The organism is Cupriavidus sp. 05N40, from assembly GCF_056397305.1.
The window spans coordinates 1-26,815 of record NZ_JBFTND010000005.1; the positions used below are offsets into that span (position 1 = coordinate 1).

Annotated in this window: 25 protein-coding genes and 1 tRNA gene; 17 read left to right on the forward strand and 9 right to left on the reverse strand. The window is 69.3% G+C overall.

Annotation, left to right across the window (positions count from 1 at the left end; genetic code table 11):
* The 8 genes from AC1DO7_RS02225 to AC1DO7_RS02260 form a co-directional block, all read left to right on the forward strand.
* The coding region (locus tag AC1DO7_RS02225; RefSeq protein WP_441624331.1) for an acetate--CoA ligase family protein at positions 1-730 on the forward strand (730 nt) is incomplete at its 5' end.
* A gap of 54 nt (positions 731-784) precedes the next feature.
* Positions 785-1,771, forward strand: coding sequence for a tripartite tricarboxylate transporter substrate binding protein (locus AC1DO7_RS02230; RefSeq protein WP_441624333.1), 987 nt, complete (start codon positions 785-787; stop codon positions 1,769-1,771).
* Between the two features lie 37 nt (positions 1,772-1,808).
* Complete coding sequence (locus tag AC1DO7_RS02235) at positions 1,809-2,693, forward strand: SDR family oxidoreductase (RefSeq protein WP_441643362.1); 885 nt, start codon at positions 1,809-1,811, stop codon at positions 2,691-2,693.
* 1 nt (position 2,694) lies between these two features.
* Positions 2,695-3,861, forward strand: a complete 1,167-nt coding sequence (locus tag AC1DO7_RS02240; RefSeq protein ID WP_477115744.1) for an acyl-CoA dehydrogenase family protein — start codon at positions 2,695-2,697, stop codon at positions 3,859-3,861.
* A gap of 187 nt (positions 3,862-4,048) precedes the next feature.
* Positions 4,049-5,299, forward strand: a complete 1,251-nt coding sequence (locus tag AC1DO7_RS02245; RefSeq protein ID WP_477115745.1) for a SpoIIE family protein phosphatase — start codon at positions 4,049-4,051, stop codon at positions 5,297-5,299.
* A gap of 59 nt (positions 5,300-5,358) precedes the next feature.
* The gene (locus tag AC1DO7_RS02250; protein WP_441624340.1) at positions 5,359-5,928 is read left to right on the forward strand and encodes a SiaB family protein kinase; all 570 of its coding nucleotides are present in this window, start codon (positions 5,359-5,361) and stop codon (positions 5,926-5,928) included.
* A gap of 21 nt (positions 5,929-5,949) precedes the next feature.
* Positions 5,950-6,339, forward strand: a complete 390-nt coding sequence (locus AC1DO7_RS02255; protein ID WP_441624342.1) for a DUF1987 domain-containing protein — start codon at positions 5,950-5,952, stop codon at positions 6,337-6,339.
* Between the two features lie 17 nt (positions 6,340-6,356).
* The gene (locus tag AC1DO7_RS02260) at positions 6,357-7,091 is read left to right on the forward strand and encodes a GGDEF domain-containing protein (protein WP_441624344.1); all 735 of its coding nucleotides are present in this window, start codon (positions 6,357-6,359) and stop codon (positions 7,089-7,091) included.
* A 19-nt stretch (positions 7,092-7,110) separates the two neighbouring features.
* Here the strand turns inward: AC1DO7_RS02260 and AC1DO7_RS02265 are convergent, their stop codons facing one another.
* Together AC1DO7_RS02265 and AC1DO7_RS02270 are read right to left on the reverse strand one after the other, a co-directional pair.
* Positions 7,111-8,082 carry an ABC transporter substrate-binding protein gene (locus AC1DO7_RS02265; RefSeq protein ID WP_441624352.1) on the reverse strand — a complete coding sequence of 324 codons (972 nt, stop codon included), beginning with the start codon at positions 8,080-8,082 and terminating at the stop codon, positions 7,111-7,113.
* Between the two features lie 28 nt (positions 8,083-8,110).
* On the reverse strand, positions 8,111-9,208 hold the full coding sequence (locus tag AC1DO7_RS02270) for an LLM class flavin-dependent oxidoreductase (RefSeq protein ID WP_477115746.1): 1,098 nt from the start codon (positions 9,206-9,208) through the stop codon (positions 8,111-8,113).
* A gap of 262 nt (positions 9,209-9,470) precedes the next feature.
* Here AC1DO7_RS02270 and AC1DO7_RS02275 point away from each other — a divergent pair, with 262 nt between their 5' ends.
* Positions 9,471-9,728, forward strand: coding sequence for a hypothetical protein (locus tag AC1DO7_RS02275; protein WP_441624348.1), 258 nt, complete (start codon positions 9,471-9,473; stop codon positions 9,726-9,728).
* Between the two features lie 74 nt (positions 9,729-9,802).
* Here the strand turns inward: AC1DO7_RS02275 and AC1DO7_RS02280 are convergent, their stop codons facing one another.
* Positions 9,803-10,573 carry a ferredoxin--NADP reductase gene (locus tag AC1DO7_RS02280; RefSeq protein WP_477115747.1) on the reverse strand — a complete coding sequence of 257 codons (771 nt, stop codon included), beginning with the start codon at positions 10,571-10,573 and terminating at the stop codon, positions 9,803-9,805.
* Positions 10,574-10,964: 391 nt separating this feature from the next.
* Here AC1DO7_RS02280 and AC1DO7_RS02285 point away from each other — a divergent pair, with 391 nt between their 5' ends.
* Complete coding sequence (locus AC1DO7_RS02285) at positions 10,965-11,831, forward strand: class I SAM-dependent methyltransferase (RefSeq protein ID WP_477115748.1); 867 nt, start codon at positions 10,965-10,967, stop codon at positions 11,829-11,831.
* Between the two features lie 156 nt (positions 11,832-11,987).
* Here the strand turns inward: AC1DO7_RS02285 and AC1DO7_RS02290 are convergent, their stop codons facing one another.
* On the reverse strand, positions 11,988-12,926 hold the full coding sequence (locus AC1DO7_RS02290) for a LysR substrate-binding domain-containing protein (protein WP_441620495.1): 939 nt from the start codon (positions 12,924-12,926) through the stop codon (positions 11,988-11,990).
* 157 nt (positions 12,927-13,083) lie between these two features.
* Between AC1DO7_RS02290 and AC1DO7_RS02295 the strand changes: the two genes are divergently transcribed.
* The 5 genes from AC1DO7_RS02295 (at position 13,084) to AC1DO7_RS02315 (ending at position 19,649) form a co-directional block, all read left to right on the forward strand.
* Positions 13,084-14,103 (forward strand): tripartite tricarboxylate transporter substrate binding protein, encoded by a 1,020-nt coding sequence (locus AC1DO7_RS02295; protein WP_441620497.1) that lies wholly within the window; start codon positions 13,084-13,086, stop codon positions 14,101-14,103.
* 7 nt (positions 14,104-14,110) lie between these two features.
* A complete protein-coding gene (locus AC1DO7_RS02300) occupies positions 14,111-15,679 on the forward strand; it encodes a UxaA family hydrolase (RefSeq protein ID WP_441649855.1) in 1,569 nt (522 codons plus the stop codon).
* A gap of 54 nt (positions 15,680-15,733) precedes the next feature.
* Positions 15,734-17,212, forward strand: a complete 1,479-nt coding sequence (locus AC1DO7_RS02305) for an NAD-dependent succinate-semialdehyde dehydrogenase (protein ID WP_441620500.1) — start codon at positions 15,734-15,736, stop codon at positions 17,210-17,212.
* A 61-nt stretch (positions 17,213-17,273) separates the two neighbouring features.
* Positions 17,274-18,077: a 4-hydroxy-2-oxoheptanedioate aldolase gene (hpaI, locus tag AC1DO7_RS02310; protein ID WP_441620502.1), complete on the forward strand. Its 804-nt coding sequence runs from the start codon at positions 17,274-17,276 to the stop codon at positions 18,075-18,077.
* A gap of 123 nt (positions 18,078-18,200) precedes the next feature.
* A complete protein-coding gene (locus AC1DO7_RS02315; RefSeq protein ID WP_441620504.1) occupies positions 18,201-19,649 on the forward strand; it encodes an FAD-binding oxidoreductase in 1,449 nt (482 codons plus the stop codon).
* Between the two features lie 69 nt (positions 19,650-19,718).
* On the opposite strand, the gene AC1DO7_RS02320 is transcribed toward AC1DO7_RS02315, so the two are convergent.
* A complete protein-coding gene (locus AC1DO7_RS02320; protein ID WP_441620505.1) occupies positions 19,719-20,522 on the reverse strand; it encodes a 5'-3' exonuclease in 804 nt (267 codons plus the stop codon).
* A gap of 192 nt (positions 20,523-20,714) precedes the next feature.
* On the opposite strand from AC1DO7_RS02320, the gene AC1DO7_RS02325 reads away from it, so the two are divergent.
* Together AC1DO7_RS02325 and AC1DO7_RS02330 are read left to right on the forward strand one after the other, a co-directional pair.
* The gene (locus AC1DO7_RS02325; RefSeq protein ID WP_441620507.1) at positions 20,715-20,957 is read left to right on the forward strand and encodes a hypothetical protein; all 243 of its coding nucleotides are present in this window, start codon (positions 20,715-20,717) and stop codon (positions 20,955-20,957) included.
* 325 nt (positions 20,958-21,282) lie between these two features.
* A tRNA-Met gene (locus AC1DO7_RS02330) sits at positions 21,283-21,358 on the forward strand.
* Positions 21,359-21,447: 89 nt separating this feature from the next.
* On the opposite strand, the gene AC1DO7_RS02335 is transcribed toward AC1DO7_RS02330, so the two are convergent.
* The 4 genes from AC1DO7_RS02335 to AC1DO7_RS02350 form a co-directional block, all read right to left on the reverse strand.
* Complete coding sequence (locus tag AC1DO7_RS02335) at positions 21,448-22,617, reverse strand: xanthine dehydrogenase family Fe-S subunit (protein ID WP_441620509.1); 1,170 nt, start codon at positions 22,615-22,617, stop codon at positions 21,448-21,450.
* 8 nt (positions 22,618-22,625) lie between these two features.
* Positions 22,626-23,453 carry an FAD binding domain-containing protein gene (locus tag AC1DO7_RS02340; protein WP_477115749.1) on the reverse strand — a complete coding sequence of 276 codons (828 nt, stop codon included), beginning with the start codon at positions 23,451-23,453 and terminating at the stop codon, positions 22,626-22,628.
* Between the two features lie 2 nt (positions 23,454-23,455).
* Positions 23,456-25,918 carry a xanthine dehydrogenase family protein molybdopterin-binding subunit gene (locus tag AC1DO7_RS02345; RefSeq protein WP_441620513.1) on the reverse strand — a complete coding sequence of 821 codons (2,463 nt, stop codon included), beginning with the start codon at positions 25,916-25,918 and terminating at the stop codon, positions 23,456-23,458.
* A 247-nt stretch (positions 25,919-26,165) separates the two neighbouring features.
* Positions 26,166-26,807, reverse strand: coding sequence for an isochorismatase family protein (locus AC1DO7_RS02350; protein ID WP_441620648.1), 642 nt, complete (start codon positions 26,805-26,807; stop codon positions 26,166-26,168).
* Between the last annotated feature and the right edge of the window lie 8 nt (positions 26,808-26,815).

Below are 26,815 nucleotides of genomic sequence, written 5' to 3' on the forward strand. Positions count from 1 at the left end.
CTGGGGCGCGCTGCGTGCCGCGCGCGGCCAGGCGCGCACGCTGCCGGCGCCCGCGCCGTCGTGCGCGCGCATGGACGAGTACGAGGCGAAACAATACCTCGGCGCCCATGGCGTGCCGGTCGGCGACGTGCGCGCGGCCACCACGCCCGCGGCGGCCGCGGACGCCGCGGAGGCGCTTGGCTACCCGGTGGTGGTCAAGATCCTGAGCCCCGATATCCCGCACAAGACCGAGGTGGGCGGCGTGCGCCTGCACCTCGCGGACGCCGCATCGGTCCGCGCGGCTGCCGGGGAGATTGCGGCGGCCGCGAGCCGGGCCGCGCCCGCGGCGGAGCTGCGCGGCGTGCTGGTGCAGAAGATGGAAGCCGGCGAGTGCGAGCTGATCGTCGGCGTCACGCGCGACCCCGTGTTCGGGCTTGCGATGACGGTCGGCCTGGGTGGCATCTTCACGGAGGTGTTCCAGGATGTGTCGCACCGCCTGCTGCCGGTGGACCAGGAGATCGCGCACGCGATGCTCGCCGAGCTGCGCGGCTATCGGCTCATGACCGGCTACCGCAACCGCCCACCCGCCGACGTCGAGGCGGCGGCGCGCGCGATCGCCGCGGTTTCCGATGCCGCCCTCGCGCTGGGCGACACGCTCTCGGAGCTGGAGATCAACCCGCTGCTGGTCAAGGCGGCGGGCCACGGCGCGGTGGCGCTCGACGCACTCGTTCTCCAGGAGCACCACGACTGAAACCGCGCGCAGTACCTCGCTGATCGGAACCACAAAATCAAGACGGAGACACCGATGAAACCAGCAGCCTTCGATCGCAAACGCCGCCAGACCATGTTGACGCTGGCGCTCGGCACTGCCCTGCCGGCGCTCTCGCGGCACGCGGCAGCGGCCGCATTCCCGGCCCAGCCGGTCACGCTCACCGTGCCCTTCGGCGCGGGCGGCGCCACCGACACCGTCATCCGCGCCCTGGCGGAAAGCGCGGGCAAGACCCTGGGCAAGCCCGTGATCGTCGAAAACCGCCCGGGCGCGTCCGGGCTGCTCGGCGCGAACCTGGTGGCGCGCGCCCGCCCCGACGGCTATACGCTCACCGTGATGCCGGAGCCGGTCTTCCGCCTGCCGCACCTGCAGAAGACGCAGTTCGACCCGCTCCAGGACTTCACCTACATCATCCATCTCAGCGGCTATCCGCTCGGCGTGGCCACGCGCAGCGAAACGCCCTGGAAGACCTGGCAGGACCTGGTCGAGGACGCCAGGCGGCGCCCCGGCAAGATCAGCTACGGCACCACCGGCACGGGCGGCACCATGCACGTGACGATGGAGGAGATCTGCCAGAAGGCGGGCATCCAGCTCAACCACGTGCCCTACAAGGGCGAGGCGGAGATCATCACGGCGACGCTCGGCGGGCACATCGACCTGGGCATCACCGCGGGCACCATCGGCAGCTACGTCGATGCCGGCAAGGCGCGCTGGCTGGTGCTGTGGACGGCCCGGCGTTCGCGCCACTGGCCCGCCGTGCCCACGCTGCGCGACCTCGGCATCGATATCGTCTCGACCGGCCCGTTCGGCATCGCCGGCCCGCGCGACATGGACCCGCAGGTGGTGCGCGTGCTGCACGACGCCTTCAAAAGCGCGCTCTACGAGCCGTCCACGGCCAGGCTGCTCGACCGGCTCGACCAGGAAATGGCGTACCTCGACAGCGCCGACTACACGGCGTTCGCGCGCCAGCGCTTCGAGAGCCAGGGCAAGCTGGTCAAGCGGCTGGGACTGAGCGCCGGCTGAACGACATCCATCGCGAATCCAACCGAAAGGACAAGGCATGCAATACCGATCCGTATTCCACCGGGACCTGTTCGCCGGGCAGACGGTGCTGATCACCGGTGGCGGCAGCGGCATCGGCCGCTGCACGGCGCACGAACTGGCCAGTCTCGGCTGCCGGCTGGCGCTGGCCGGGCGCAAGCTCGAGAAGCTGGAGCAGGTGCGCGCGGAGATCGTCGCCGCGCAGCCGGATGCTACCGGCCGGGTCAGCGTGCACGCCTGCGACATCCGCGATGAAGCCCAGGTGCGCGACACCGTGGCCGCGGCGCTGGCGGCACATGGCCGCATCGACGGCCTCTTCAACAATGCCGGGGGCCAGTATCCGTCGGCCCTGCGCGATATCAGCCTCAAGGGCTGGGAAGCCGTGGTGCGCAACAACCTGACAGGCGGCTTCCTGGTCGCGCGCGAATGCTTCACGCAATGGATGGAGGCCAACGGCGGCGCCATCGTCAACATCATCGCCGACATGTGGAACGGCATGCCGGGCCTCGGGCACTCCGGCGCGGCGCGCGCCGGCATGTTGTCGTTCACCGAGACGGCCGCGTGCGAATGGGCGGCGTCGGGGGTGCGCGTCAATGCGGTGGCGCCCGGCTGGATCGCCTCTTCCGGCTTCGATACCTACCCCGAGGCGTTCCAGCAGAAAATCCGGCAACTCGGGCGCAAGGTCCCCCTGCAGCGCCTGGGCACCGAGGCGGAGGTCTCGGCCGCCGTGGTATTCCTGCTCTCGCCGGCGGCGGCCTTCATCACGGGATCGACGCTGCGCGTGGATGGCGGCGTGCCCAATGCCAAGCACACCTGGCCGCTGCCCGAGCACCGGCGCTCGGTGCCGTTCGACGGCTTTCCGCTCTACCAGGCACCGCAATGCCTGGACCCGTCCGCACAATGAGATGCCCAGCCACGATATGATCCTGCAGCCGCCGAACCCCCGTTACTACACCGCCGAGCACGAGGCCTTCCGCGCCTCCGTGCGGCGCTTCTTCGACAAGGAAGTCGCGCCCAATGCCGAGGCCTGGGACGAGGCCGAGAGCTTTCCGCGCGAGCTCTACCGCAAGGCCGCCGAGGCGGGCCTGCTGCAACCCGGCTTTCCCGAGGCCTATGGCGGCGCGCCCTGCGACGCGTTCTATCGCATGATCCTGTTCGAGGAGCGCGCCTGGGGCGGCTCCGGCGGCATCGCGTCGGGGCTGTTCTCGCACACGATCGGCGCGCCGCCGATCGCCGCGGCCGGCAGCGAAGCGCTCAAGGCCAGGGTCCTGCCGCAGATCCTCGCGGGCGAGAAGATCTCCGCGCTCGCCATCAGCGAACCCGCGGCGGRCTCCGACGTCGCGCACCTGGCCACCACCGCAAGGCGCGACGGGGATCACTACGTGGTGAACGGCACCAAGCTGTACATCACCTCGGGCATGCGGGCCGACTATTTCACCGTGGCGGTGCGCACCGGCGGCCCGGATGCCAGGGGTGTTTCGCTGCTGCTGATCGAGCGCGATACCCCGGGCTTCACGCGCACGCCGCTCAAGAAGATGGGCTGGTGGGCTTCCGACACCGCGCAGCTGTTCTTCGAAGACTGCCGGGTGCCGGCGGAGAACCTGATCGGCGAGGAAGGCAAGGGCTTTGCCGCGATCATGAAGAACTTCAATCATGAGCGCCTGGCGCTCGCGGCGGCGGCTTGCGGCTACGCGCAGGTCTGCTTCCACGACGCGCTGGCGTGGGCGCGCGAGCGGCAGACGTTCGGCAAACGGCTGGTGGAACACCAGGTGGTGCGGCACCAGTTCATCGATATGGCCACCCGTATCGAATCGACGCGCGCCATGCTGGACGACCTGGCCAGCCGGCTCGACGACGGCGCGGCGCCGGTGGCGCAGATCGCCATGGCGAAGAACCTCGCCACGCAGACCTTCCAGTTCTGCGCCGACCGCGCAGTCCAGTTGCTCGGCGGCATGGGCTATATGCGCGGCAGCCGGGTGGAGCGCCTGTATCGCGAGGTCAAGGTGATGATGATCGGCGGCGGCGCCGAGGAGATCATGAAGGACCTGGCCGCGCGGCAGCTCGGCCTCTGAAGGCGCGCCCGCCACTCCGCCGCGCGAGCCCGTCGCAGCGGGCCGGCGCGTGCCGGCGCGTGTCGGCGGCCGGAGCGGTCCTTCTTGAAATACCCCCGTAAATCCCCTCTTTTCTTCAAACCGTCACAAAGCCGACATACGCCACTCCTAGAATCGGCGGTTTCCAAATCATCCGGATTCCCTGGCGATGTCTGACGTTCCGGCCGGTTCCAGTGGGGTTGAAACCCGTGCAGGGCGTGCCCGCTTCCGGCAGCCTTGCGCGGAGGATCTGTGCGCCGCCACGCCATCCGTGACCACGGAGCAGACCAACCAGGACGTCCTGGATGTCTTCGGCAAGCACCGCGACCTGGACAGCCTGCCGGTGACCGAGGATGACAGGCCGATCGGSCTGATCAACCGSKCGATCTTCMTGTCGCAGATGAGCAAGCCSTAYCACCRGGAACTSTACAACCGCAAGAGCTGCATCGCSTTCATGGACAAGGAGCCGCTSGTSGTGGACGCSGCCATGAGCATCGAGGCGCTCACCTTCAAGGCGGTGGAATACGGTGAAAAGGCGCTCGCGGACGGCTTCATCATCGCGCGCGACGGCCATTTCCTCGGCCTCGGGCGTGGCCTGCAGCTGATGCGGGTGGTGGCCGACATGCAGGCGGAGAAGAACCGCCAGATCATGCACAGCATCGACTACGCCAGCATCATCCAGCGCTCGATGCTGCGGCCCTCGCGCGAGGCCATGGCCCGCACGCTCGGCGATGCCGGGCTGGTGTGGGAGCCGCGCGACGTGGTGGGCGGGGATTTCTATCACTTCGCGGCATTCGAGGACGGCTGGTTCGCGGCCCTGGCGGATTGCACCGGGCACGGCGTGCCGGGCGCCTTCATGACGCTGATCGCCTCGTCCATCCTGACGCAGGCGATCGAGCAGCGCGGCCCGCGCGACCCCGGCGCGCTGCTGATGGCGGTCAACCGCGGCATCAAGCAGATGCTCGGCCAGGTGGAATGCAACGGCGATACGCCTGAATCCAATGACGGCCTGGACGCGGCCTTCTTCTGGTTCGACAACGCCAGCCGGCGGCTGTCCTTCGCGGGGGCGAAGAGCTCCCTGTTCGTGCTGCATGCGGGCGACGACGACGGCGAGATGGTGGACGGCGAGCGCATGGGCGCGGGCTATGTCGACACCGGCATGGATTTCGCATGGCGCAACCGCACCGTGCAGACCGCGCCGGGCAGCCTGGTGTTCGTGACCACCGACGGGCTGGTCGACCAGATCGGCGGGCCCAAGGAGATCGCCTTCGGCAAGCGCCGTATCCGCGAGGCGGTGCGGGCCGCCCGGCTCGAGCCGGCCGCGCGCATCAACCAGGCCGTGCTGGCGCAGTACGGCGCCTGGCAAGGCCAGCAGAGCCGCCGCGACGACCTCACCTTCTTCTGCTTCCGCGTTCAATAGCCGGGAATGCGTGGCGGGGCCTGACAACAACGCCGATGACAACGTCGATGACAACGCCGATGAGCGGTACTTCGATTGACCATGAATACGGGGCCTTCTTCGAAATGGCCCGGGAACGCAACGTGATCTTCTACTACGTGGGCTATTTCTCCCAGAACATCATCGCTGCCATGTCGGACGCGGTGCGGCTTCAGCTGGCGGTCAGCGGCGTGGACAACGGCACGCGGCGCAAGCTGTTCTCGTCGTTCGTGGAGATGGCGCAGAACATCGTCCATTACTCGTCTGACGCGCTGACGCCACCCACGCAGGACACCAACCAGCTGCGCCACGGCTCGGTGTGCATCAGCATGATCGACGAGCGCTACCGCCTGATGTGCTCCAACCCCGTGGCGATCTCGCGCGTGGCACAGCTGCGCGCCGCGCTGGAGCCGCTGCGCACGATGACGCTGGACCAGATCAAGCAGGCCTACAAGGAGACCATGCGGGCCGAGGCACCCGAGGGAAGCAAGGGCGCCGGCCTGGGCTTCCTGACCGTGGCGCGCGACGCCAGCGCGCCCCTGGAGTACAACTTCCAGCCGATCGACGCCGATCCGGCTTCGACCATGTTCCACCTGGTCGCCACGATCTGAGCAGGACGAGAAAAGAACGTCATGGAAAACCTGTTCATCGCCGCAACCCCCTCCTCGCCCGAGGTGAATCTCGACTTCGCGCGGCATACGCTGTCGCTCAAGGGCGAGTCCTATCCCGAGAACGCCGCCGTGTTCTACGGCGATGTGATCGTGCGCCTGCGCAAGTACCTGGCCGCCTGCGAGGACACCGAGGTCACCGCGCATGTGGCGCTGACCTACTTCAACAGCTCCAGCACCAAGGTGCTGTTCAGCATGTTCGACGCCATGAACGACGCCGCCGACAAGGGCAACCACGTGATCGTGAACTGGTACCACGACGTCGACGACGACACCATCCTGGAGTTCGGGCAGGAGCTGCACGCCGATTTCCCTGCCATCGAGTTCATCGACCACGCCACCACCGCAGGCTGATACGCGCCGATCCGCCGATGTCCGAGCCTGATCTTTTCGAGTCGGAGAACAGCGCCCTGGCCGGGGCGCGCGCGGTCTTCGGCGACCCGCGCGCCAGCGCCGAGGCGTACCGCCGCACGCTTGGCGAGCTGATTGGCCACTACGAGCGGCTGATGCGCGAGACGCGGCGCCTGATCCGGCGCAGCGACCGCGAGGAACTGGAAATGAACCGGCTCAACCAGCGCCTGCAGGAGCTGGCGCGCGAGCTTGCGTTCCGCGCCACGCGCGACACCCTCACCGGCGCGCTCAACCGCGGCGCGGTGATCGAGCAGGCCGGCATGGTCCTGGCCGGCGGCAGCATGGCGCTGATCGTGCTGGACATCGACCACTTCAAGCGGGTCAACGACACACTCGGCCACCCGGTGGGCGACGCGGTGATCCGCGGCATCACCGACTGCCTGGCGCAGGCCGTACTGGATGCGGGCACCGTCGGGCGCATGGGCGGCGAGGAGTTCGCGGCCTTGCTGCCGGCGCGCTCGCTCGCCGCCGCGATGGAACTGGCCGACCGCATCCGCCTGCGCATTGCGGCCTGTGTCTTTGCCGAGGCGCCCGGGCTGCAGGTGACGGCGAGCTTCGGCGTGAGCTGGAACCCGCGCGGCACCAGCTTCGAGCACGCCTACGGGCGCGCCGACGAAGCACTCTACGAAGCCAAGCGCAGTGGCCGCAACCGGGTGGTGTGCGCGCTGGCGCCCGAACCCGTCCTGCCGCTCTGAGCGCCGGGCCGGCGGCTGGCTACGCCGCCGCCTGGGCGGCCAGCGGGAAGCCCGTATCGAAGGTGGTGCGCACATCCAGCCGCTGCCGGAGCAAACCCGCCTTCAGGTAGAAATCCGCCGTGCGCTGCTGCTCCGCGATCAGCGTGGCATCGATATTGCGCCACTGCGTGCGGCGCCGCTCGAACTGCAGCCGTGCCGCTTCGGGCGGGATGCCGATGATGCGCGCCAGCGCCGCGGAGAAGCCATCCACATGCTGGTAGGACCACGCCTGCGCGCGCGCCGCGCGCTGCAGGAAGTCGCGCAGCACTTCGCGCCTGGCAGCCAGCGCGCTGTCGGTGGCGGCCAGGTAGCTCAGGCCCGACCACAGGCCGCGGCCGTTGACCAGCACGCGCGCGTGCCCGCTGGTCTCGGCCAGCGCGGTGTAAGGCTCCCACGTGGCCCAGGCATCGATCGAGCCGTTGACCAGCGCCAGCTTGGCGTCCGCCGGCGGCAGGAAGCGCAGGTTGGCGTCCTCCGGCTTGAGCCCCGCCGATGCGAGCGCCTTGAGCGTGACGAAGTGGCCGATGGAGCCGCGGTTGGTGCCGATGTTCTTGCCGCGCAGGTCCGCCGCGGTCTTCAGGGGCGAATCCGCGCGCACCAGGACGGCGGTGCCGAACGGGTCCGAGCGGTTGGCGCCGATGATCTTGATGGGCGTGCCCGCGGCCAGCGCGAAGATGACCGGCGCGTCGCCGATGGGGCCGCAATCCACCGCGCCGGCGTTGAGCGCTTCGGCCAGTGGCGCGGCGGCGGGAAACTCCGTCCACTGGATGTCGTAGGACAGGTTCTTCAGTTCGCCCGCGCTCTCCAGCAAGGCGCGCAGGCCGCCCTTCTGGTCGCCGGCCTTGAGCACGGGACGCGCCTGCGCCGCCGCGGCCAGCGGCAGCGTGCCGCTTGCCACTGCCACGCCCGCCGCCGCGCCCAGGCGCAGGAATTGTCTTCTGGATGCCGTCATGTTGCGGTTCGTCATATGCCTGTCGTCGTCACGCCGCGCGGCGCCCGGCGCCGGTTGCCGCCTCGCGCTGCGCCACCAGTTCGCGCACGCGCGGGATCAGCTCGCGGCCGTAGTCCACCGCGTCTTCCAGCGGATCGAAGCCGCGGATCAGGAAGGTGGTGACGCCAAGGTCGTAGTAGTCCAGCAGCGCATCGGCCACCTGTTCGGGCGTGCCGACCAGCGCGGTCGAGTTGGAGCGTGCGCCGGTCAGCTTCGCGATCTCGGTCCASAGGCGCTKGTCCACGCGMKSGCCCTGYYCGGCSGCGGCCAGCAGGCGGCGCGCGCCTTCGCTYTGCTGCGGGCCGCCCTGCCCCAGGCCCGCCGCGTCGCGCAGGCTGCGCGTCTGCGCGAGGATGCGCTCGGCGCGCTCCCAGGCCAGCGCTTCGGTCTGCGCCAGGATCGGGCGGAACGAGACCGAGAAACGCACCTGCCGGCCGTTCTGCGCGGCCTGGGCACGCACGCGCGTGGTGATGTCGCGCACCTGGTCCAGCGATTCGCCCCACAGCGCGTAGACATCGGCATGACGCCCGGCGACCTCGATGGCGGCGTCCGAGGCGCCGCCGAAGAAGACCGGCACATGCGGGCGCTGCGCTGGCTTGACCTCCGAGAAGCCCTGCGTGAAGCGGTAGTACCTGCCTTCATGATCGAACGGTTTGTCCTCGGTCCAGATGCGGCGCAGGATGCCGAGGTACTCATCGGTGCGCGCGTAGCGCTCGTCATGGCTGAGGAAATCGCCGTCGCGCTGCTGCTCCGAGTCCGAGCCGCCGGAGATGAAATGCACGCCGAGCCGGCCGCCGCTGAACTGGTCGAGCGAGGCGATCTGCCGCGCCGCCAGCGTGGGCGCGGTAAAGCCGGGCCGGTGCGCCAGCATGAAATGCACGCGCTCGGTCACGGCCGCCGCGTAGGAAATGGTGAGCGTGGCCGAGGGCCCGGTGGAGTGATGTGGCACCAGCACGCGGTCGAAGCCGGCCTGTTCGTGCGCCTGCGCGAAGGCTCGCACATAGTCGCGATCCACCACCGGCCCGCTGGCCGGATGGATCTCCGACTGCTTCTGGGTCTGGATCATGCCAATGATTTCCACGCTCATCGAAGACTCCTGTTCCTGGTTCGGGATGCGGCGGCATGGGCGATGGGCCCGGTCCGCGCGGACAAGCCGTGAACATACGCCGCGCCTGCGCGGTTCTTAACGAATAAGAACGCAAGTGAATATGCGGTTCACGCCAGGGCGCCCAAAGCCGGTGGGCGCATATCGATGGGCAGTTTCCTTCTTTGCGCCGGCGCTCAGGCGCGCGGTAGCCTGCCGGGCGCGAGGCATGACGGCCTTGCCGGCAAAGCGGGGAAGCAAGGCAATGGAACGAACGACGGAACAAGCGAGCGCGATCGCGCAAGGGGCGGCAGGCCCCGTACCGGCTGACGAAGCGGGTGGTCCGGCGTGCGCGGGACATGGCGTGCGGCGCGGCGCCTGGCGCGGGCGCGCAGGCGCGGCCGCAGGCGCGGCGGGACTATGCCTGGCGCTGGGAGCGGACTCGGGATGGATGCAACTGGCGGGGGTCTTCCTGACCACCCTGGGCATGCACTTCTGGGTGATGTCCCGCCAGCAGGCCTAGCCGCCGGGAAAAACCCCGCCGGGAAGCGAGGGCGACATCCCTGTCGCCCGTCGTATCAGGTGTGAGCGGCAGGCTCAGCCGACGAAGGCCTTTTCCAGCACAAAGTGGCCCGGGTGGTTCATATTGCCTTCGACGAAGTGCTGCTCGACCAGGATGTTGCGCACATCCTTGAGCATGTCGGGGCTGCCGCACAGCATGATGCGGTCGTTCTCGAGCGAGAACGAGGGCACATCCAGGCGCTCGAACAGTTCGCCCGAGGCGATCAGGTCGGTGATGCGGCCCTGGTTGTCGAATTCCTCGCGGGTCACGGTGGGGAAATACACCAGCTTGTCGCGCACCAGTTCGCCCAGGTATTCATGCTGCGGCAGGTGCTCCTGGATCAGTTCGCGGTAAGCCAGTTCCTCGACGAAGCGGCAGGTGTGGGTCAGCACGATCTTGTCGTAGCGCTCGTACACTTCCGGGTCGCGGATGATCGACAGGAACGGGGCCAGGCCGGTGCCGGTGGCCAGCAGCCACAGGGTCTTGCCAGGCAGCAGGTTGTCGACCAGCAGCGTGCCGGTGGGCTTCTTGCCGACGAAGATCTGGTCGCCYTCGCGCAGGTGCTGCAGGCGCGAGGTCAGCGGGCCGTCAGGCACCTTGATGCTGAAGAATTCCAGCGTTTCCTCGTAGTTGGCGCTGGCGATGCTGTAGGCGCGCAGCAGCGGGCGGCCGTTGACCTCCAGGCCCACCATGGCGAACTGGCCGTTCTCGAAGCGGAAGCCAGGATCGCGGGTGCAGGTGAAGCTGAAGAGCGYGTCGGTCCAGTGGTGGACGGAGAGGATGCTTTGCTGGTTGAGATTGCTCATGAAAAAGGCGCTGGAGAGCGCTTTGTAGCGCCGGCGTCGAAGGGCCTCGTGCCAATGGCGGGCGAAAGCTTGCCGGTTGCGTTCAACAAGGCGGCTCCGGTCCGAAGGCTGGAAGACACGCCGACTCAAAAGTGAGAAAGATAGCGGATTTTAGGAGAAAACGCAGGCCGCGTGCCAATTCATGCCCGATAACATGGTCTTATGCGGGTTTCGGGGCGTCCGCACCGGCGTTTTTCGCGCGCCTTCGCGCTGCCCGCCCTGCTTTGCGGTGATCCAAAAGACACTTATGCATGCTTGACACGATGCAGCACCGCGTCCGGAATCGTGTGCGATGATGCACTTCAGCACGCCGCGCGGCCGCCGCCGCGCCCTGCCTCAGACAAGGAACACCATGATCCAGATGTCTTCACTGCACATCCCGGYGCGCAAAGCCGTGCTGCTGGCGTGCGCCGCCGCGCTCGGCCTGGCGGCCGGTGCCGCCCGCAGCGTCGGGGCCGCGGGCGGCGATGCCGCGCTGGCCGCGGCCATTGCCGGCCCGCAGCGCAGCGCGGCCAATAAAGCGCGCGACGCCTGGCGGCATCCGCGCGAGACGCTGCGCTTTTTTGGCCTGCAGCCAGGCCAGACGGTGGTGGAGATCGCACCGGGTGGCGGCTGGTACACGGAAATCCTGGCGCCCACGCTGCGCGAACACGGCAAGCTGTACGCCGCGCACTACGCGGTGGGGCCGGCCAGCGAGGAAAGCATGAAATCGAGGGCGAACTTCGCGCAAAAGCTGGCGCGCGATCCGGCCAGCTACGACAAGGTGGTGGTCGGCACGCTGCCGCTGCGCAGTGCCGGCGATTTCGCCCCGGCCGGCAGCGCCGACCTGGTACTGACCTTCCGCAATATCCACAACTGGATCAAGGATGGCCACCTGGACGAGAGCCTGCGCGCCTTCCATGCGGTGCTCAAGCCCGGCGGCGTGCTGGGCGTGGAGGAGCACCGCGCCCCGCCGGGCACGTCGCTGGAGCAGATGATCGCCACCGGCTATGTCACCGAGGATTTCGTGATCGACCACGCGCGCGCGGCGGGCTTCGCCCTGGCCGGCCGCAGCGAGATCAACGCCAACCCGCGCGACGACCACGACCACCCCGACGGTGTGTGGTCGCTGCCGCCCACCTTGCGCGGCGGCGATCGCGACCGCGCGGCCTTCCAGGCCATCGGTGAATCGGACCGCATGACGCTCAAGTTCGTCAGGCCGCCCGCGAGCCAGCCTTAGTCTCGCCGCCGTGCGCTCATCCGTGGCGCCGGCGCAATCTCCGGAAACCGCCCGGCCAGCCAATTCCGCCCGCCGCGCAAGGGGGTGGCGAACGATCGGGTCCGGCCGGATTCGCCCGCGCGAGGCGCGAAGCAGGCGACTATCGAGGCCGCGATATCAGGCGGCAAGTTGCGCCGCGGCCGCGCGCAGGCACGCCACCAGCTGGACGCTGCTGGGCGTGGGCCGGCCTTCGCGCAGCGTGATCACGCCGACCGGCGGCAGTTCCAGCGACAGGTCCATGGCCAGGACGTGGACGCGCTCCTCGCGCTCGAGCTGCCGCGCCACGGAGCGGGCGAGGAAGCCCACCGCCTCGCCCTGGCCGACGAAGGTGCTGATGGCCAGGTAGGACGAGGATTCGATCAGGTCGGTGGGCGGCTGCAGCCCATGGCGGTAGAACTCCTGCTCGATCTTGACGCGCAGCGATGCCCACGGCGGCGGCACCACGCACGGCACGCCGGCCAGGTCCGGCCAGCCCGGACGCCGCTTGCGCGCCAGCGCGTGACCCTTGCGTACCACCGCCACCATGGGCTCGTTGTAGAGCGCTTCGGTGAGCAGGTCGGGCGCCGCGTAGCCAGGCTCGAGCCGGCCCACGATCAGGTCCAGCTCGCTCAGGCGCAGCTTGGGCAGCAGGTGCGGCAGGTCGCCCTCTTCGACCAGCACGGTGGCCTGTGCCGAGCGCTGCTTGAGCAGGCTCACGGCCTGCGCCAGCAGCACCGGCAGCGCGGCGCCCATCGATCCCACGCGCGTGCGGCCGGCGGCGCCGCTGGCCTCCGCGGCGATCTCGTCGCGCGTGCGCTCGTATTGCGCCAGCACCGAGCGGGCAAAGCGCACCAGCGATGCGCCCGCCGGCGTGGGCTCGGTGCCGCGCGTGGAACGCGTGAACAGCGTGAGGCCGAGCGTCTTCTCCACTTCGGTGAGCATCTTGGACACCGCCGGCTGGCTCACCGAGAGGAAGTCGGCGGTGTGACCGAGGTGGCGGAACTCGTCCAGCGCCACCACCAGTTGCAGGTGGCGCAGCTTGATATTGGAGCGCAGGGCGCGGTCGATCTGGGGCATGGACCGATTCTACTTAACTTTCAGGTTATGAAGCCATTCCGATCTTTGATTGGATTGTTATGAAGCGGACCCCCACAATCGGGCCTCGCCGATGCGCAACCGTTGCTGCGCGATCCATCCGGCCCACGACACCTATAACGACCTGCGAGGACGACACATGACCGCACCCCACGGCTTCAATCCCGGACGCCGCCGCCTGCTCATCGGCGGCGCCGCTGCCACCGCTGCCTCGGTCTCGGGCGCCGGCCTGCTGCTGCCGGCCCTGGCCCGGGCCGCCGCGTACCCGGAGCGGCCGATCACCTTCATCTGCCCGTGGCCCGTGGGCGGCACGGCCGACCAGTCCATGCGCGCGCTGTGCCAGGTGGCTTCGGTCGTGCTCAAGCAGTCGATCGTGGTGGAGAACCGCGCCGGCGCCTCGGGCATGATCGGCACCAAGGCACTGGCGCGCGCGAAGCCGGACGGCTACACCATCGGCCAGGTGCCGATCTCGGTGACGCGCTTCTCGCAGCTCGGCATGCTGCAGATGGACCCGCGCAGCGAGCTGACCTACCTGGCGCGCACCTCCGGCCAGACCTTCGGCATCGCGGTGCCGGCGGGTTCGCGCTTCAAGTCGCTCGGCGAAGTCGTGGCCGAGGCCAAGGCGCACCCCGGCAAGCTCACCTACGCGCATGCCGGCATCGGCGGCGCCACCCACGTGGGCATGGAAGAGTTCGCGCAGGCCGCGGGCATCCGTTTCAATGCGATCGCCTACAAGGGTGGCGCGCAGGCCCTGCAGGATGTGCTGGCCGGGCAGGTCGACCTGCTGGCCGATTCCAGCTCGTGGGCGCCGCACGTGGAAGCCGGCAAGCTGCGCCTGCTGGCCACCTGGGGTGCCCAGCGCACGCCCCGCTTCAAGGACACGCCCACGCTCAAGGAGCTTGGCTACAACGTGGTGGTGGAAGCGCCCAACGGCATCGGCGCGCCGGTGGGACTGGACCCGGCCATCGAGAAGACGCTGCGCGATGCGTTCCGCCAGGCCGTGGCCAGCAAGGAATTCCAGCAGGTGGCGGCGCGCATCGACGCGCCCGTGATGTACCTGGACGGCCCGGAATACAAGCGCTACGTCAGCACGGTGTACGAACAGGAGACCCACCTGATCCAGCGCCTCAAGCTCAAAGAACTGCTGCAACAAGGTTGACCGCCCCGTGAACACTGCCGCCCCCGCCACGCCCGCCACGCCCGCCACGCCCGCAGCCCCCGGCTGCCTGATCCGCCTGCACGCGAACGACAACGTGCTGATTGCCCGCGATGCGCTCGCGCTTGGCCAGAGCCTGCCCGGGCTGGGACTGCGCGTGCGCGCCCAGGTGCCGGCCGGGCACAAGATCGCCGCCTGCGCGATCGCCAAGGGCACGCAGATACGCAAGTTCGATACCGTGATCGGCGTGGCCGCGCGCGATATCGAGGCCGGCGACCACGTGCATTCGCACAACCTGGCGCTGGTGGACTTCTACCGCGACCCGGCCTTCTGCGAGGACGTGCGGCCGGTGGATTACGTGCCCGAGGCCGAGCGCGCCACCTTCATGGGCTTCGTGCGGCCCGACGGCCGCGTGGGCACGCGCAATTTCATCGGCATCCTGTCTTCGGTGAACTGCTCGGCCACGGTGATCCGGCATATCGCCGACCATTTCACGCCGCAGCGCATGGCGGCCTATCCCAACGTGGACGGCGTGGCGGCCTTCGCGCAGAGCAGCGGCTGCGGCATGTCGTCGCCCAGCGAACACTTCGACGTGCTGCGCCGCACGCTGGCGGGCTATGCGCGCCACCCCAACCTGGCCGGCGTGCTGATCGTCGGACTGGGCTGCGAGCGCAACCAGGTGGCGGCGCTGGTGGAATCGCAGGGCCTGGTGCCCGGCAGCCACGTGCGCACCATGGTCATGCAGGAAGTCGGCGGCACGCTCGCCACCATCCAGGCGGGCATCCGCGCCATCGAGGAAATGCTGCCCGAAGCCAACGCCGCGGTGCGCCAGCCGGTGCCGGCCAGCCACCTGAAGATCGGCCTGGAGTGCGGCGGCTCGGACGGCTTCTCAGGCATCAGCGCCAATCCGGCGCTGGGCGCGGCGATGGACATCCTGGTGCGCCACGGCGGCACCGCCATCTTGTCCGAGACCCCGGAAATCCATGGCGTCGAGTACATGCTCACGCGCCGCGCGGTAACCCCGGAGGTGGGCCAGAAGCTGCTCGACCGCCTGGCCTGGTGGGAGCGCTACACCGCCGGGCAAAACGCGCAGTTCAACGGCGTGGTGGGCCACGGCAACCAGCAGGGCGGGCTGGCGAACATCTTCGAGAAATCGCTGGGTTCGGCCATGAAGGGCGGCACCACGCCGCTGCAGGCCGTCTACGAATACGCCGAGCCCATCGACCAGGCGGGCTTTGTCTTCATGGACTCGCCCGGCTACGACCCGGTGGCCGCCACCGGCCAGATCGCCAGCGGCGCCAACCTGATCTGCTTCACCACGGGGCGCGGCTCCATGTTCGGCTCCAAGCCAGCGCCCACCATCAAGCTGGCCAGCAACACGCCGATGTACACGCGCCTGGAAGGCGACATGGACATCAACTGCGGGCTGGTGCTGGACGGCGAGCTGAGCGTGGCCGAGATGGGCCAGCGGATCTTCGAGCATATCCTGCGGGCCGCCTCGGGCGAGGCAACCAAGAGCGAAGCGCTGGGCCTGGGCGACAACGAGTTCGTGCCCTGGCACCTGGGCATCGTCAGCTGAGTCCCCGCCCAAACGCGCGCCAAACCCGAACAACCCCTGAATCCCGGCAAGCCCATGACCTCGCTTCCCCTGTCCTATCCCGCGCTGCTGCGCACCGGCAACTTCATCCAGGGCGCATGGTGCGCCAGCGATGCCGGCCAGCGCTTCGACGTCCGTAACCCGGCCACCGGCGCCGCCTTCGCCTGCGTGCCCGACAGCACCGCCGCCGACGCGGCGCGCGCCGCCGATGCCGCGCATGCCGCCTTCCCGGCCTGGAGCCGCCGCCCGGCGCGCGAGCGGGCGCAACTGATCAAGCGCTGGCACGCGCTGATCCTCGAGCACCGCGACGACCTGGCAAGCATCATCTCCAGTGAGCAAGGCAAGCCTCTGCAGGAGAGCCGCGGCGAAGTGCTGTATGGCGCGTCCTATGTGGAGTGGTTTGCGGAGGAAGCCACCCGCATCAGCGGCGAGATCGTGGCCGAGGCCGTGCCCGGGCGCAAGATGCTGGTGCTCAGGGAGCCGGTCGGCGTGGTGGCGGCGATCACGCCGTGGAATTTCCCGCTGGCCATGATCGCGCGCAAGATCGCGCCGGCGCTGGCCGCCGGCTGCACGGTGGTGGCCAAGCCGGCGGAGGACACGCCGCTGACCGCGCTGGCGCTGGTCTACCTGGCCGAGCTGGCGGGCTTCCCCGCGGGCGTGCTGAATATCGTCACCGCCTCGCGCGAAGGCACGCCGGCGGTGGTGGACAGCTGGCTGGCCGACAGCCGCGTGCGCAAGATCACCTTCACCGGCTCCACGCCGGTAGGCAAGCACCTCGCGCGCGAATCCGCCGGCACGCTCAAGAAGCTCTCGCTGGAGCTGGGCGGCAACGCGCCCTTTATCGTGTTCGACGATGCCGACCTCGATGCCGCGGTCGACGGCCTGATGGCGTCCAAGTTCCGCAACGGCGGCCAGACCTGCGTGTGTCCGAACCGGGTCTACGTGCAGGCCGGCGTGCACGACGATTTCGTCGAGCGGCTGGCGCTGCGCGTGGCGGCGCTGCACGTGGGCCCGGCCACCGAGGAAGCGGCCCAGATCGGCCCCATGATCAATGCCCGCGCGGTGGAGAAGATCGCCCGCCACGTGGAAGACGCCGTCGCCAAGGGCGCGCGCCTGGTGGTCGGCGGCGAACGCGTGCGCCGCAACGACGGCCCGCACTACTACGCGCCCACCGTGCTCACCCACGCCACCCCGCACATGGCCCTGTCCAGCGAGGAGACCTTCGGCCCGGTGGCCGCCGTGTTCCGCTTCACGCACGAAGACGAAGTGGTGCGCGACGCCAACGACACGCCGTTCGGCCTGGCGGCCTACTTCTACTCCAGCGACGTGCGCCGCATCTGGCGCGTGGCGCAGGCGCTGGAGACCGGCATCGTCGGCGTCAACGAAGGCGCCATTGCCTCCGAGGCGGCGCCGTTCGGCGGCGTGAAGGAATCGGGCTACGGCCGCGAGGGATCGCGCCACGGGCTGGATGACTACATGCACACCAAATACATCTGCCAGGGCCAGTTGGGCTGAGAGGCGCGCTAAACTTCAGGCCACCCACCGCCGCAACCCGACCAACACCATCCGGAACATCATGCCCGCAAACAACCCCTTCAAGGCCGCGCTCGCGGCCGGCAAGCCCCAGATCGGCCTGTGGCTGTCGATGGCATCGCCCTACCTGGCCGAAGTCTCGGCCACGGCCGGCTTCGACTGGCTGCTGGTCGACGGCGAGCACGCGCCCAACGAGCTGGGCGACATGCTGCATGCGCTGCAGGCGATCGCGCCCTATCCCTCCCAGCCCGTGGTGCGCGCGGTGGCGGGCGAAGTGCCGCTGATCAAGCAGTTGCTCGATATCGGCGCCAAGAGCCTGCTGGTGCCGATGGTGGATACCGCCGAGCAGGCGGCCGCCATGGTGGCTGCCACGCGTTATCCGCCGCAGGGCGTGCGCGGCGTGGGCAGCGCGATCGCCCGGGCCTCGCGCTGGAGCGCGCGCACCGACTACCTGGCGGTGGCCGACGATGAGATCTGCCTGCTGGTGCAGGCCGAGACCGTGACCGCGCTGAAGAACCTGCCAGCCATCTGCGCGGTGGACGGCGTGGACGGCGTGTTCATCGGCCCGGCCGACCTGGCCGCGTCGATGGGCCACCGCGGCAACCCGGGCCATCCCGAGGTGCAGGCCGCCATCGAGGGCGCCATGCGCACCATCGTCGCCAGTGGCAAGGCCGCCGGCACGCTGACCTCCGACACCAGCCTGGCCCGGCGCTACCTGGAGCTGGGCTGCACCTTCGTGGCCACCGGCGTGGACGTGATGCTCTATGCCGGCGCGGCGCGCCGCCTGGCCGCGGAATTCATCGGTTCCGCCGCGGCGCCGGCCGCCGGCCCTTCGGCAGCCTACTGAACGCCGCCCGCCAACCGGCTCATTTCCCGCTCAACCTCCGCTCTCCGCTCTCCTGAGCGCCCGGCCGCGCGCGACACCCGCGCGCGCGCCGCGCCTGCCCTCCTGGCCACGCCACACACCGACATGCCTGCCACCACCCCCGACCACAGCCCCGCAACCACGCTCGAAGCCATGCGCGCCATCGTCGGCGCCGGCGCCTGCCTCAGCGGCGACGCCGACACCGAAGCCTTCGTCACGGACTACCGCCGCCTCTATCGCGGCAAGGCCCAGGTGGTCGTGCTGCCCTCCACCACCGAGCAGGTCAGCGCGGTGATGGCGTGGTGCCACGCGCACGACGTGCCGGTGGTGCCGCAGGGCGGCAACACCTCGCTGATGGGCGGCGCGGTGCCGGACGCCAGCGGCAGCGCCGTGGTGCTCAGCCTGGCGCGCATGAACCGCGTGCTGGCGGTGGACACCGTCAACGACACCATGACCGTGCAGGCCGGCGTGACGCTCAACGCGGCGCGCACCACCGCCGAGCAGGAACAACGCCTGTTTCCGCTGCGCATCGGCTCCGAGGGCTCGTGCCAGATCGGCGGCAACCTGGCCACCAACGCGGGCGGCACCGCCGTGCTGCGCTACGGCAATATGCGCGACCTGGTGCTGGGCATCGAGGCGGTGCTGCCCGATGGCCGCATCTATTCGTCCCTGCGCGGGCTGCGCAAGGACAATACCGGCTACGACCTCAAGCAGCTTTTCATCGGCTCGGAAGGCACCCTCGGCATCATCACGGCCGCCGTGCTCAAGCTGATGCCGCTGCCGCGCGCCAGCGCCGTGGCCCTGGTGGCGGTGACGGACCCGGAGGCCGCGGTGCGGCTGCTGGGCCTGGCCAAGCAGCATGGCGGCCAGGCTGTCACCGCCTTCGAGCTGATCTCCGCGCCGGCGCTCGAGCTGGTGCTGGAATACCTGGGCGACGTGGCCTCGCCGCTGTCCGGCCAACCGGCCTGGATGGTCCTGATCGAGCTGACCTCCGGCGGCAGCAGCGAAAGCCTGGATGCCACCCTGATGGAAATCCTGGAAGCCGGGCTGGAGCAGCAACTGGTGCAGGACGCGGCAGTGGCCGCCAGCGTGGCGGATGCGCAGTCCTTCTGGCGCATCCGCGAGGAAATCTCGGACGCGCAGACCCGCACCGGCGGCAGCATCAAGTGCGATGTCTCGGTGCCGCTGTCGCGCATCGCCGCCTTTATCGGCGAGGCGTCGGCCAGGGTGCTGGCGCTCGAGCCGGCCGCGCGCATGGTGATCTACGGCCATATGGGCGACGGCAACGTGCACTTCAACCCGCTGCGGCCCAGGGACACCAGTGCGGCGGATTTCCTTGGCCGGTGGTATGCGCCCATCACCGAGGCGGTGGACTCGCTGGCGCACGCCGAACATGGCTCGATCTCCGCCGAGCACGGCATCGGCGTGGCCAAGCGCGACGACCTGAAGCGCTACAAGTCGCCGGTGGAGCTGGAGCTGATGTGGCAGGTCAAGCGCGCGCTCGACCCCAAGAACCTGCTCAACCCGGCCAAGATGCTGCCCGCGCTCGACTAGGCGAGGCCGCGGGCACGGCATGCGCAAGGCGTGCGCAGGGCATGCGGGAGCCACGTCGCGGCATCGCCGCTAGGCCTGCTCGGGCAGCCGCAGCATGTTCCATGTGAGCCCGAGCTGCGCATCGGTCCTGAGCGAAAGCAACTGGCGCGACAGGCGCGCGAGATGGGCCTGTTCCGCCAGGTTCTTGCCGATCACGCCCTTCTCCTCGCCCGCGTTGGCAAGCACGCCTTCGAGGTCGCCGTACTGCACCAGGAGCCGGGCGGCGGTCTTGGCGCCGATCTTGCTGATGCCGGGGATATCGTCCGAACTGTCACCCAGCAGGGCAAGATAGTCCGCCAGCTGGTGGCTGGCCACGCCGAACTTGTCCATCACGTAGGTCTCGTCGAACCAGGACCGCTCGCCGTTCTTCGCGGTGGCGAAGTGGTTGCGCACGACGGCGCCGTCGGCGATGAGCTGGAGCACGTCCTTGTCGGTGCTCACGGGAATCGCCGCGCCGTCCTTGGCGGCAATCCAGCGGTAGTAGGCGGTGCCGATGATGTCGTCGGCCTCGTAGCCGTCGATGGCGACGGTCTGCAGGCCCAGCACCTCGGTCAGCGTCAGGCGGAAATCGGGAATCACCTCGGCCAGTTCGGGATCCATGGGCTTGCGGTGCTGGCGGTACTGCGGGTACAGATCGTGGCGCCAGGTCTTGCCGCCGGCGTCGAAGGCAGCCAGCGCATGCGTGGTGCGGCACTCGGTGAGCGCGCGCCGGAACGAGGCCAGCGCCGAGATCACGGCGCCCTCGACCTTGGCCGGGATGTCTTGCGCCGGGTTGGCCTCGTAGACGCGGCGCAGGATGTTCAGGCCGTCGATCAGCAGGAGAGTTTGCGTCATTGTGCTTGTGGTGCATCTTGCGTCAGACCCTCTATTCTGACGTGCCGGGCCGGCGGCGCAACCGCGCCGCGCGGCGCGCAGCCGCGCAGGCCGGCATAAAACAGCGACGGCACCGGCGGGATTGGCGAGAACCCGGGCTTGCGCGCGCGCCTCAGTCCGTCTAGTCTGAGCAAATCCAACCCGCGCCCGGAAATGAACAACAATCACGACACCCGACAGGCAGTAATCGACGCCCTGCAGAAAACGGGCACCCCGATGGATGCATATCAGGTCGCCAAGGCCGCGGGCGTAAGCCCGATCCAGGCCGCGCGCACGCTGACCAAGCTCAGCACCAAGGGCATCGTCCAACCCCAGGATCCGCTCAGCGGGGAAGCCGACCTGTCGGCCCGGTTCACGCTGGCGCCCGTACAGAAGGCGGACGGCAGCACCGGCTAAGTCTGCGTTCCCTGCGCGAGTGGGGATCCTGCGATCCTTTGTGGCCGCTTGTGGCCGCCTATGGCCGCTTGGTGCCTCTTGTGAGCGCCTTGCGGCCCCTGAGCCGGCGGCATTTTGCCTGCGCAGCAGCGGCCGGGCGCTTCCCCGCACGCCTCGACGTTGACCGCGAATGCGGTTTTTCCCACTTCGTACCGCGCAGATGCCGGGCGTTTCGGGATCTTTGCGCGCTGGAACGGCTGAATTCACGCCCCACTCCCACCTGCGACGAAAAAAGAAAATCCAATGAGGACTTTCCATTACGCCCCGATCCGGGTATATTTCGTTTCGCGGGGTGGAGCAGTTGGCAGCTCGTCGGGCTCATAACCCGAAGGTCGCAGGTTCAAGTCCTGCCCCCGCAACCAGATTCCCAAAGCCCGTACGGTTCACCCCGTACGGGCTTTTTGCATTGGGCTTTTTGCCTTGGCCGGCCGCGCCGGCGCGGCCGCCCGCCTCAATCCCCGCCCGCGCCGAACAGGCGCTTCACGCGTTCCCACATCACGCCGAGCATCATGGCCACCGGGTTCATGGTCGCCGCCTTGCTCCGCTCGCTCTCCGAGAGCGACGGATCCATCCTGCGGGTGACGTTCTTGCCGAAGTCCGCCATCATGCGCCGCACGAAATCGCGCACCAGGCCCGAGCGGGAAAACTGCGCGAGCGGGCCCTGCAGGGAGTACTGCAGGTCGATCAGCACCTCGGTCTCGGCCGGCGAGACGGCCTTGAGCACGTAGGTGATGTCGCCGGCCGCCTTGGAGTTGCTCAGCGAGTCCTGGCCGGCGCCCTTGAGCACCCCGCGCCGGTTCTGCTCGTCGCGCTCCAGCCGCGCGGCGCCGTTGAAGCGCGCGGCCATGGGGCCGAACTTGATGGCCACATGGCCCTTGACGCGCTCGCCGTCCTGCTCGGTCAGCGCGGCGCCAGGCAGGCAGCTCGCCACGGCCGGCAAGTCCGCCATGAAGCGCCATACGTCGTCGACCGGGAACGGCACCTTGAAGCCGCCGTCGATGCGCGACCAGCCCTTCTTGTCGGCACTGCGCCCCGACTCTTCCGGGGCCGGGGCCGCACCCGCGGCGACCGCGGCGCCATCGGCGTCCGGCGTGAAACAGGCGAAGCCGCGGGGCGTGCCCCCTGGTGCCGCCTGCGCTGCGTTTGCCGCGGCGGGTGGCTGCCGCTGCGCCAGCACGGAACGGATCGCGGCCACGATGCCCATGTAGCCGGTGCAGCGGCACAGGTTGCCGGACAGCTCGTGGCGGATGGTGGCCTCGTCGGCATGCGGCAGGCGCAGCACGATATCGCGCGCGGTGGCCAGCATGCCGGGCGTGCAGTAGCCGCATTGCAGCGCGTGATGCTGGTTGAAGGCCACGCGCAGTTCGCGCATCACGGGATCTTCGTCATAGCCTTCGATGGTCACCACCTTGCTGCCGGCGCAGCCGGCGGCGAAGGTGATGCAGGAACGCACCGGCTTGTCGTCCACCAGCACGGTGCACGCGCCGCACACGCCGTGCTCGCAGCCGAGGTGGGTGCCGGTAAGGCCCTGGCCGTCGCGCAGGAAGTCGCCCAGGTGGGTACGGTGCGCGCAGGCACCGCTGGCGGCGCGGCCGTTGATGGTCAGTGCAATGGTTTCCACTGCGGCCCTCAGTTGAAAAGTTGTTCGATGCAGCGCGTCGCCGCGGTGCAGTAGAGCTTGCGGTCGATCGCGTCCTTGCCTGGCGTGGCCTGGGCCACGGCGGCAGCGATGGCCTGCGCGTCCAGCGCGGCTGGACCGCGCGTGGCGACCTCGCGCGCCAGCCCGGGCAGCAGCGCGGGCGCGCCGTCGAGCGCGCCGAGCACGATGCGGGCGAAGCGCGCGGAAGGATCGAAATACGCGGCGCAGCTGGCTTCGGCGAACTCGCCGGTCTTGCGGCACAGCTTGTGGTATCCCCAGCGCGCGCCATCGCCCTGGCGCGGCACGTGCACGGCGGCGATGACCTCGCCCTCGCCAAGCGCGGTGGTGTAGGCGCCCAGCATGAACTGCGTCATCGGCACCATGCGTGTGCCGGCCGCGCTGGCCAGCTCGATATCGGCGCCCAGCGCGGTCAGCGCCACCACCCAGTCGGCGGCGGGATCGGCATGGGCAAGGCTGCCGCCGATGGTGCCGCGGTTGCGGATGGCGCGGTAGGCGATGCCGCGCGCCACGGACTGCAGCATGGCGCCGCGCAGCTCGGCGAAGACGCCGTCCTCGATCTGCGCGTGCGTGACCGCCGCGCCGATACGCACACGCTGGCCCTGCGGCCCGACCGTGCGCAGCTCTTCGAGCTTCGACAGGTCATAGATGGTGTCGGGCCGGGTCAGGCGCAGGTTGAGCATGGGGCCCAGCGACTGGCCTCCGCCCATGACCTTGGCGTTGTCGGTGCGCTGCGCCAGTTCGKCGCAGGTGGCGGCCAGCGTGGGGGCCGCGTGATAGGTGAATGCAGCTGCTTTCATGGTCAGGCCGCCTCCCTCGCCGGCACGGGTTGCGGAGATGGCGCGGTTCTGCGCGGCGCCTGCTGCTCCGCGCGCGCCAGCGCTTCGAGCACCTTGCGCGGCGTGAGCGGCGTTTCCAGCAGCTCCACGCCGAACTGGCCAAGGGCATCGTTGACCGCGTTGAAGATGGCGGCCGGCGGCGCGATGGCACCGCCCTCGCCCATGCCCTTGGCGCCGAACTCGGTGTGCGGCGACGGCGTCTCGAAATGATGGATGCGGATCGACGGGATCTCGGTGGGCCCGGGCAGCATGTAGTCGGCCAGCGTGGAGGCCAGCGGCTGGCCGTTGCCGTCGTAGCGCATCTCCTCGAACATCGCGGTGCCGATGCCCTGCGCCACGCCGCCGTAGGTCTGCCCTTCCACCACCATCGGGTTGACCATGGTGCCGCAGTCTTCCACCACCACGTAGTCCAGGATCTCCACGTGGCCGGAGTCGATGTCGACCTCGACCAGCGCGGCGTGCGTGGAGTAGGTGAAGCTGCCGGTATCCACCCCGGGCTTGTAGCCCATGGTGGTTTCCAGCCCGGCGGGGTCCACATCCGCGGGCAGCCGCTGGGGGTTGATGTACCAGGCATTGGCGATCTCGGCGATGGCCACGGCCGCATCGCCGGCCTTCACCGCCCCGCTGCCGAGCGCCGCCTCGTGCTCGGGCTGCTGCAGCATGTGCGCGCCGATCTTGAGCAGGCGCGGCACCAGCGCCTTGCAGGCGCGCGAGACCGCGCCGCCCGACATCACCAGCGAGCGCGAAGCGTAGGTGCCGGTGGAAAACGGCGTGATGCCGGTGTCGCCGTGCACCACCTTGACCCGCGCCACGTCGATGCCGAGGATCTCGTGCGCGATCTGGGCGAAGGTGGTCTCCATGCCCTGCCCGTGCGAATGCACGCCCACGCGCACTTCCAGGCCGCCATCGGGCGTGATACGCACGGTGGCGGAGTCAAAGCCCGGAATCACCGGCGTGCCCCAGGCGGCGAACACCGAGGTGCCGTGCGCCGATTGCTCGGTGTAGGTGCCGAAGCCCACGCCCAGGTAGCGCGCGCCGTCAGGGCCGGCACGCTGGCGCTCGCGCACGCGCGCCAGGCCGATCATTTCCGCGGCCTTGCGCACGCTGGCCGGGTAGTCGCCGCCGTCGAAGTGCTTGTTGGTGACGTTGACGTAGGGCATGGCCTCGGGCTGCACCAGGTTCTCGCAGCGGATCTCCCACGGCTCGCGCCCGACCTCGCGCGCCAGCGCATCCATCAGCAGCTCCATGGCAAAGCACACGCCGGTGCGCGCCACGCCGCGGTAGGGCACGAAGCCCGGCTTGTTGGTGGCGACGCACTCGGTGATGCAGCGGTAGCCGTCGAAGGCATAGGGCCCGGGCAGGTTGCCGATGGCCTGGCCGGGCTCGAGGCCGATGGTGAAGGGCCATACCGAGTAGGCACCGCCGTCGATGGCGATCTTCGCGTCCAGCGCCAGCAGGCGGCCGCGCGCATCGGCATAGGCGGTCACCTCGTAGTGGTGCTCGCGCGAGTTGGCGCCGGCGGTCAGGTGCTCGCGGCGGTCCTCGATAAAGCGGAAGGGCTTGCGGTAGGTCATGGCCAGCCAGGCGATGCACAGCTCTTCCTGCTGCAACACGCACTTGTAGCCGAAGGCGCCACCCACGTCGGGCGAGATCACGCGCACCTTTTCCTGCTCGAGCCCGAGGCAATGGCTCAGCACGGTGCGGATCATGTGCGGCACCTGGGTGGCGCTGTAGACGATGAGCTGGTCGAACTGGTGGTCCCAGTAGGCCAGCACGGCCTTGCCTTCCATCGGCACCATGCACTGGCGCGCCAGGTCGATCTTGCGGCTGACCACCACCGTGGCGGTGCGGCTCAGCGCGTCGAAGTTCTTGTCGGCGCTGAGGGTGAGGAAGTGGTTGTCCTTCCAGTGTTCGTGCACGCGCGCGGTGGCGCTGGCCTGGCGGGCGCCTTCCACGTCGGTCAGCGCCGGCAGTTCGTCCAGCTCGGCGACGATGGCCTCGGCGATGTCCTCGGCCTCGGCGCGCGTGGGCGCGAAGGCCATCGCCACCGGCTCGCCGACGAAGCGCACCTTGCCGGCCGCCAGCGGCGGCTGCGCGGAGGGCTGGTACGACGGGAAAGCAGAGTCCGCCACGATATCGCGCGCGCCCTGCATGTCTTCGCGCACGATCACGGATGCCTCCATGCCCTGCGGCTTGCGCACCGAGAGCAGGCGCGCATGCGCCATCGGGCTGCGCAGGAAGGCCACTTCCTGCAGGCCCGGCATGGCGATATCGGCCACGAAGCGGCCCTTGCCGTGCAGGTGGCGCGCATCTTCCTTGCGCGCCACGCGCGCGCCGACGCCTTGCCCGCCGCGGCCACCGTGATCGCCGTGATCGCTGTGATCACCGCCGCCGCCCTGGCTGGCGTGCGCTCCTTGCTTGTCCATGTCGTCTTTGTCCATACATTATTCAGTCCGGCATTGCCGCCTGGGTGGCCGCCGGGGCTGTTTGTGGGGTTCGTGGATCGCGACCAGGCCGGGAAACCGGAAGAAGCCTGATGCGGCCTCCAAAGGAGGCCTCCAAAGCAATTTCCGTACGCCCCGCAGCGCACATATTCAGTGCACTGAACTTATCGCCAGATTGGCGAAGCGTGCGGCACGCGTCAATCGGGACTTCAGCCGATCCCGCCGCCGCTCACAGCGCGGCCAGTGCGGCCAGCGCCTGTTCGCGCGGCATCACTGCCGCGTACTTCTGCTCCATATCGAACAGGTTGGCCTCGTGCGGCTGCAGGGCGCGGTCGCCCACGCAATCCGACACCACCAGCGGACGGAAGCCGTGCGACATGGCATCCACCACGCTGGCGCGCACGCAGCCGCTGGTCACCGCGCCGGCCACCAGCAAGGTGCGCACGCCGCGCTGCGTCAGCCACGCCGCCAGCCCGGTGCCGAAGAAGGCGGACGGCACGGTCTTGCGCACCACCAGCTCGCCCGCGCGCGGCGCGAGCTGCGGCACGATGGCGCTGGCCGGCGCATGCTCCTTGAGCGTGAGCATGCCGGGCACCTTGAGCGTGAAGATATTGTGGTCGCCGTCGTCGTCGGCAAAGACGATGCGGCTGTGCGCCACGGCCCAGCCCTGCGCGCGCGCCGCCGCCAGCAGCGGCACCGTATTGGCGATCGCCGCAGCGATGTTGCCGCCGCCGAACACGGCCGGATCGGCAAAGCCGTTGACGAAGTCGACGATCAGCAGGCCCACGGGCGCCTGCAACGGCAGTTGCGTGCCGAAGCCCTGGCGCGCGTAGGTGGGGAGTTCGCTGTGCGCGGTGGTGCTTGCAGTCATTACAGTCA

Excerpts from the sequence above, each read along its gene's own strand:
- AC1DO7_RS02230 (WP_441624333.1), top strand. The coding sequence starts at position 785 with ATGAAACCAGCAGCCTTCGATCGCAAACGCCGCCAGACCATGTTGACG.
- AC1DO7_RS02235 (WP_441643362.1), top strand. The coding sequence starts at position 1,809 with ATGCAATACCGATCCGTATTCCACCGGGACCTGTTCGCCGGGCAGACG.
- AC1DO7_RS02250 (WP_441624340.1), top strand. The coding sequence starts at position 5,359 with ATGAGCGGTACTTCGATTGACCATGAATACGGGGCCTTCTTCGAAATG.
- AC1DO7_RS02255 (WP_441624342.1), top strand. The coding sequence starts at position 5,950 with ATGGAAAACCTGTTCATCGCCGCAACCCCCTCCTCGCCCGAGGTGAAT.
- AC1DO7_RS02260 (WP_441624344.1), top strand. The coding sequence starts at position 6,357 with ATGTCCGAGCCTGATCTTTTCGAGTCGGAGAACAGCGCCCTGGCCGGG.
- AC1DO7_RS02265 (WP_441624352.1), bottom strand. The coding sequence starts at position 8,082 with ATGACGGCATCCAGAAGACAATTCCTGCGCCTGGGCGCGGCGGCGGGC.
- AC1DO7_RS02275 (WP_441624348.1), top strand. The coding sequence starts at position 9,471 with ATGGAACGAACGACGGAACAAGCGAGCGCGATCGCGCAAGGGGCGGCA.
- AC1DO7_RS02290 (WP_441620495.1), bottom strand. The coding sequence starts at position 12,926 with ATGCCCCAGATCGACCGCGCCCTGCGCTCCAATATCAAGCTGCGCCAC.
- AC1DO7_RS02295 (WP_441620497.1), top strand. The coding sequence starts at position 13,084 with ATGACCGCACCCCACGGCTTCAATCCCGGACGCCGCCGCCTGCTCATC.
- AC1DO7_RS02305 (WP_441620500.1), top strand. The coding sequence starts at position 15,734 with ATGACCTCGCTTCCCCTGTCCTATCCCGCGCTGCTGCGCACCGGCAAC.
- hpaI (WP_441620502.1), top strand. The coding sequence starts at position 17,274 with ATGCCCGCAAACAACCCCTTCAAGGCCGCGCTCGCGGCCGGCAAGCCC.
- AC1DO7_RS02315 (WP_441620504.1), top strand. The coding sequence starts at position 18,201 with ATGCCTGCCACCACCCCCGACCACAGCCCCGCAACCACGCTCGAAGCC.
- AC1DO7_RS02320 (WP_441620505.1), bottom strand. The coding sequence starts at position 20,522 with ATGACGCAAACTCTCCTGCTGATCGACGGCCTGAACATCCTGCGCCGC.
- AC1DO7_RS02325 (WP_441620507.1), top strand. The coding sequence starts at position 20,715 with ATGAACAACAATCACGACACCCGACAGGCAGTAATCGACGCCCTGCAG.
- AC1DO7_RS02345 (WP_441620513.1), bottom strand. The coding sequence starts at position 25,918 with ATGGACAAGCAAGGAGCGCACGCCAGCCAGGGCGGCGGCGGTGATCAC.
- AC1DO7_RS02350 (WP_441620648.1), bottom strand. The coding sequence starts at position 26,807 with ATGACTGCAAGCACCACCGCGCACAGCGAACTCCCCACCTACGCGCGC.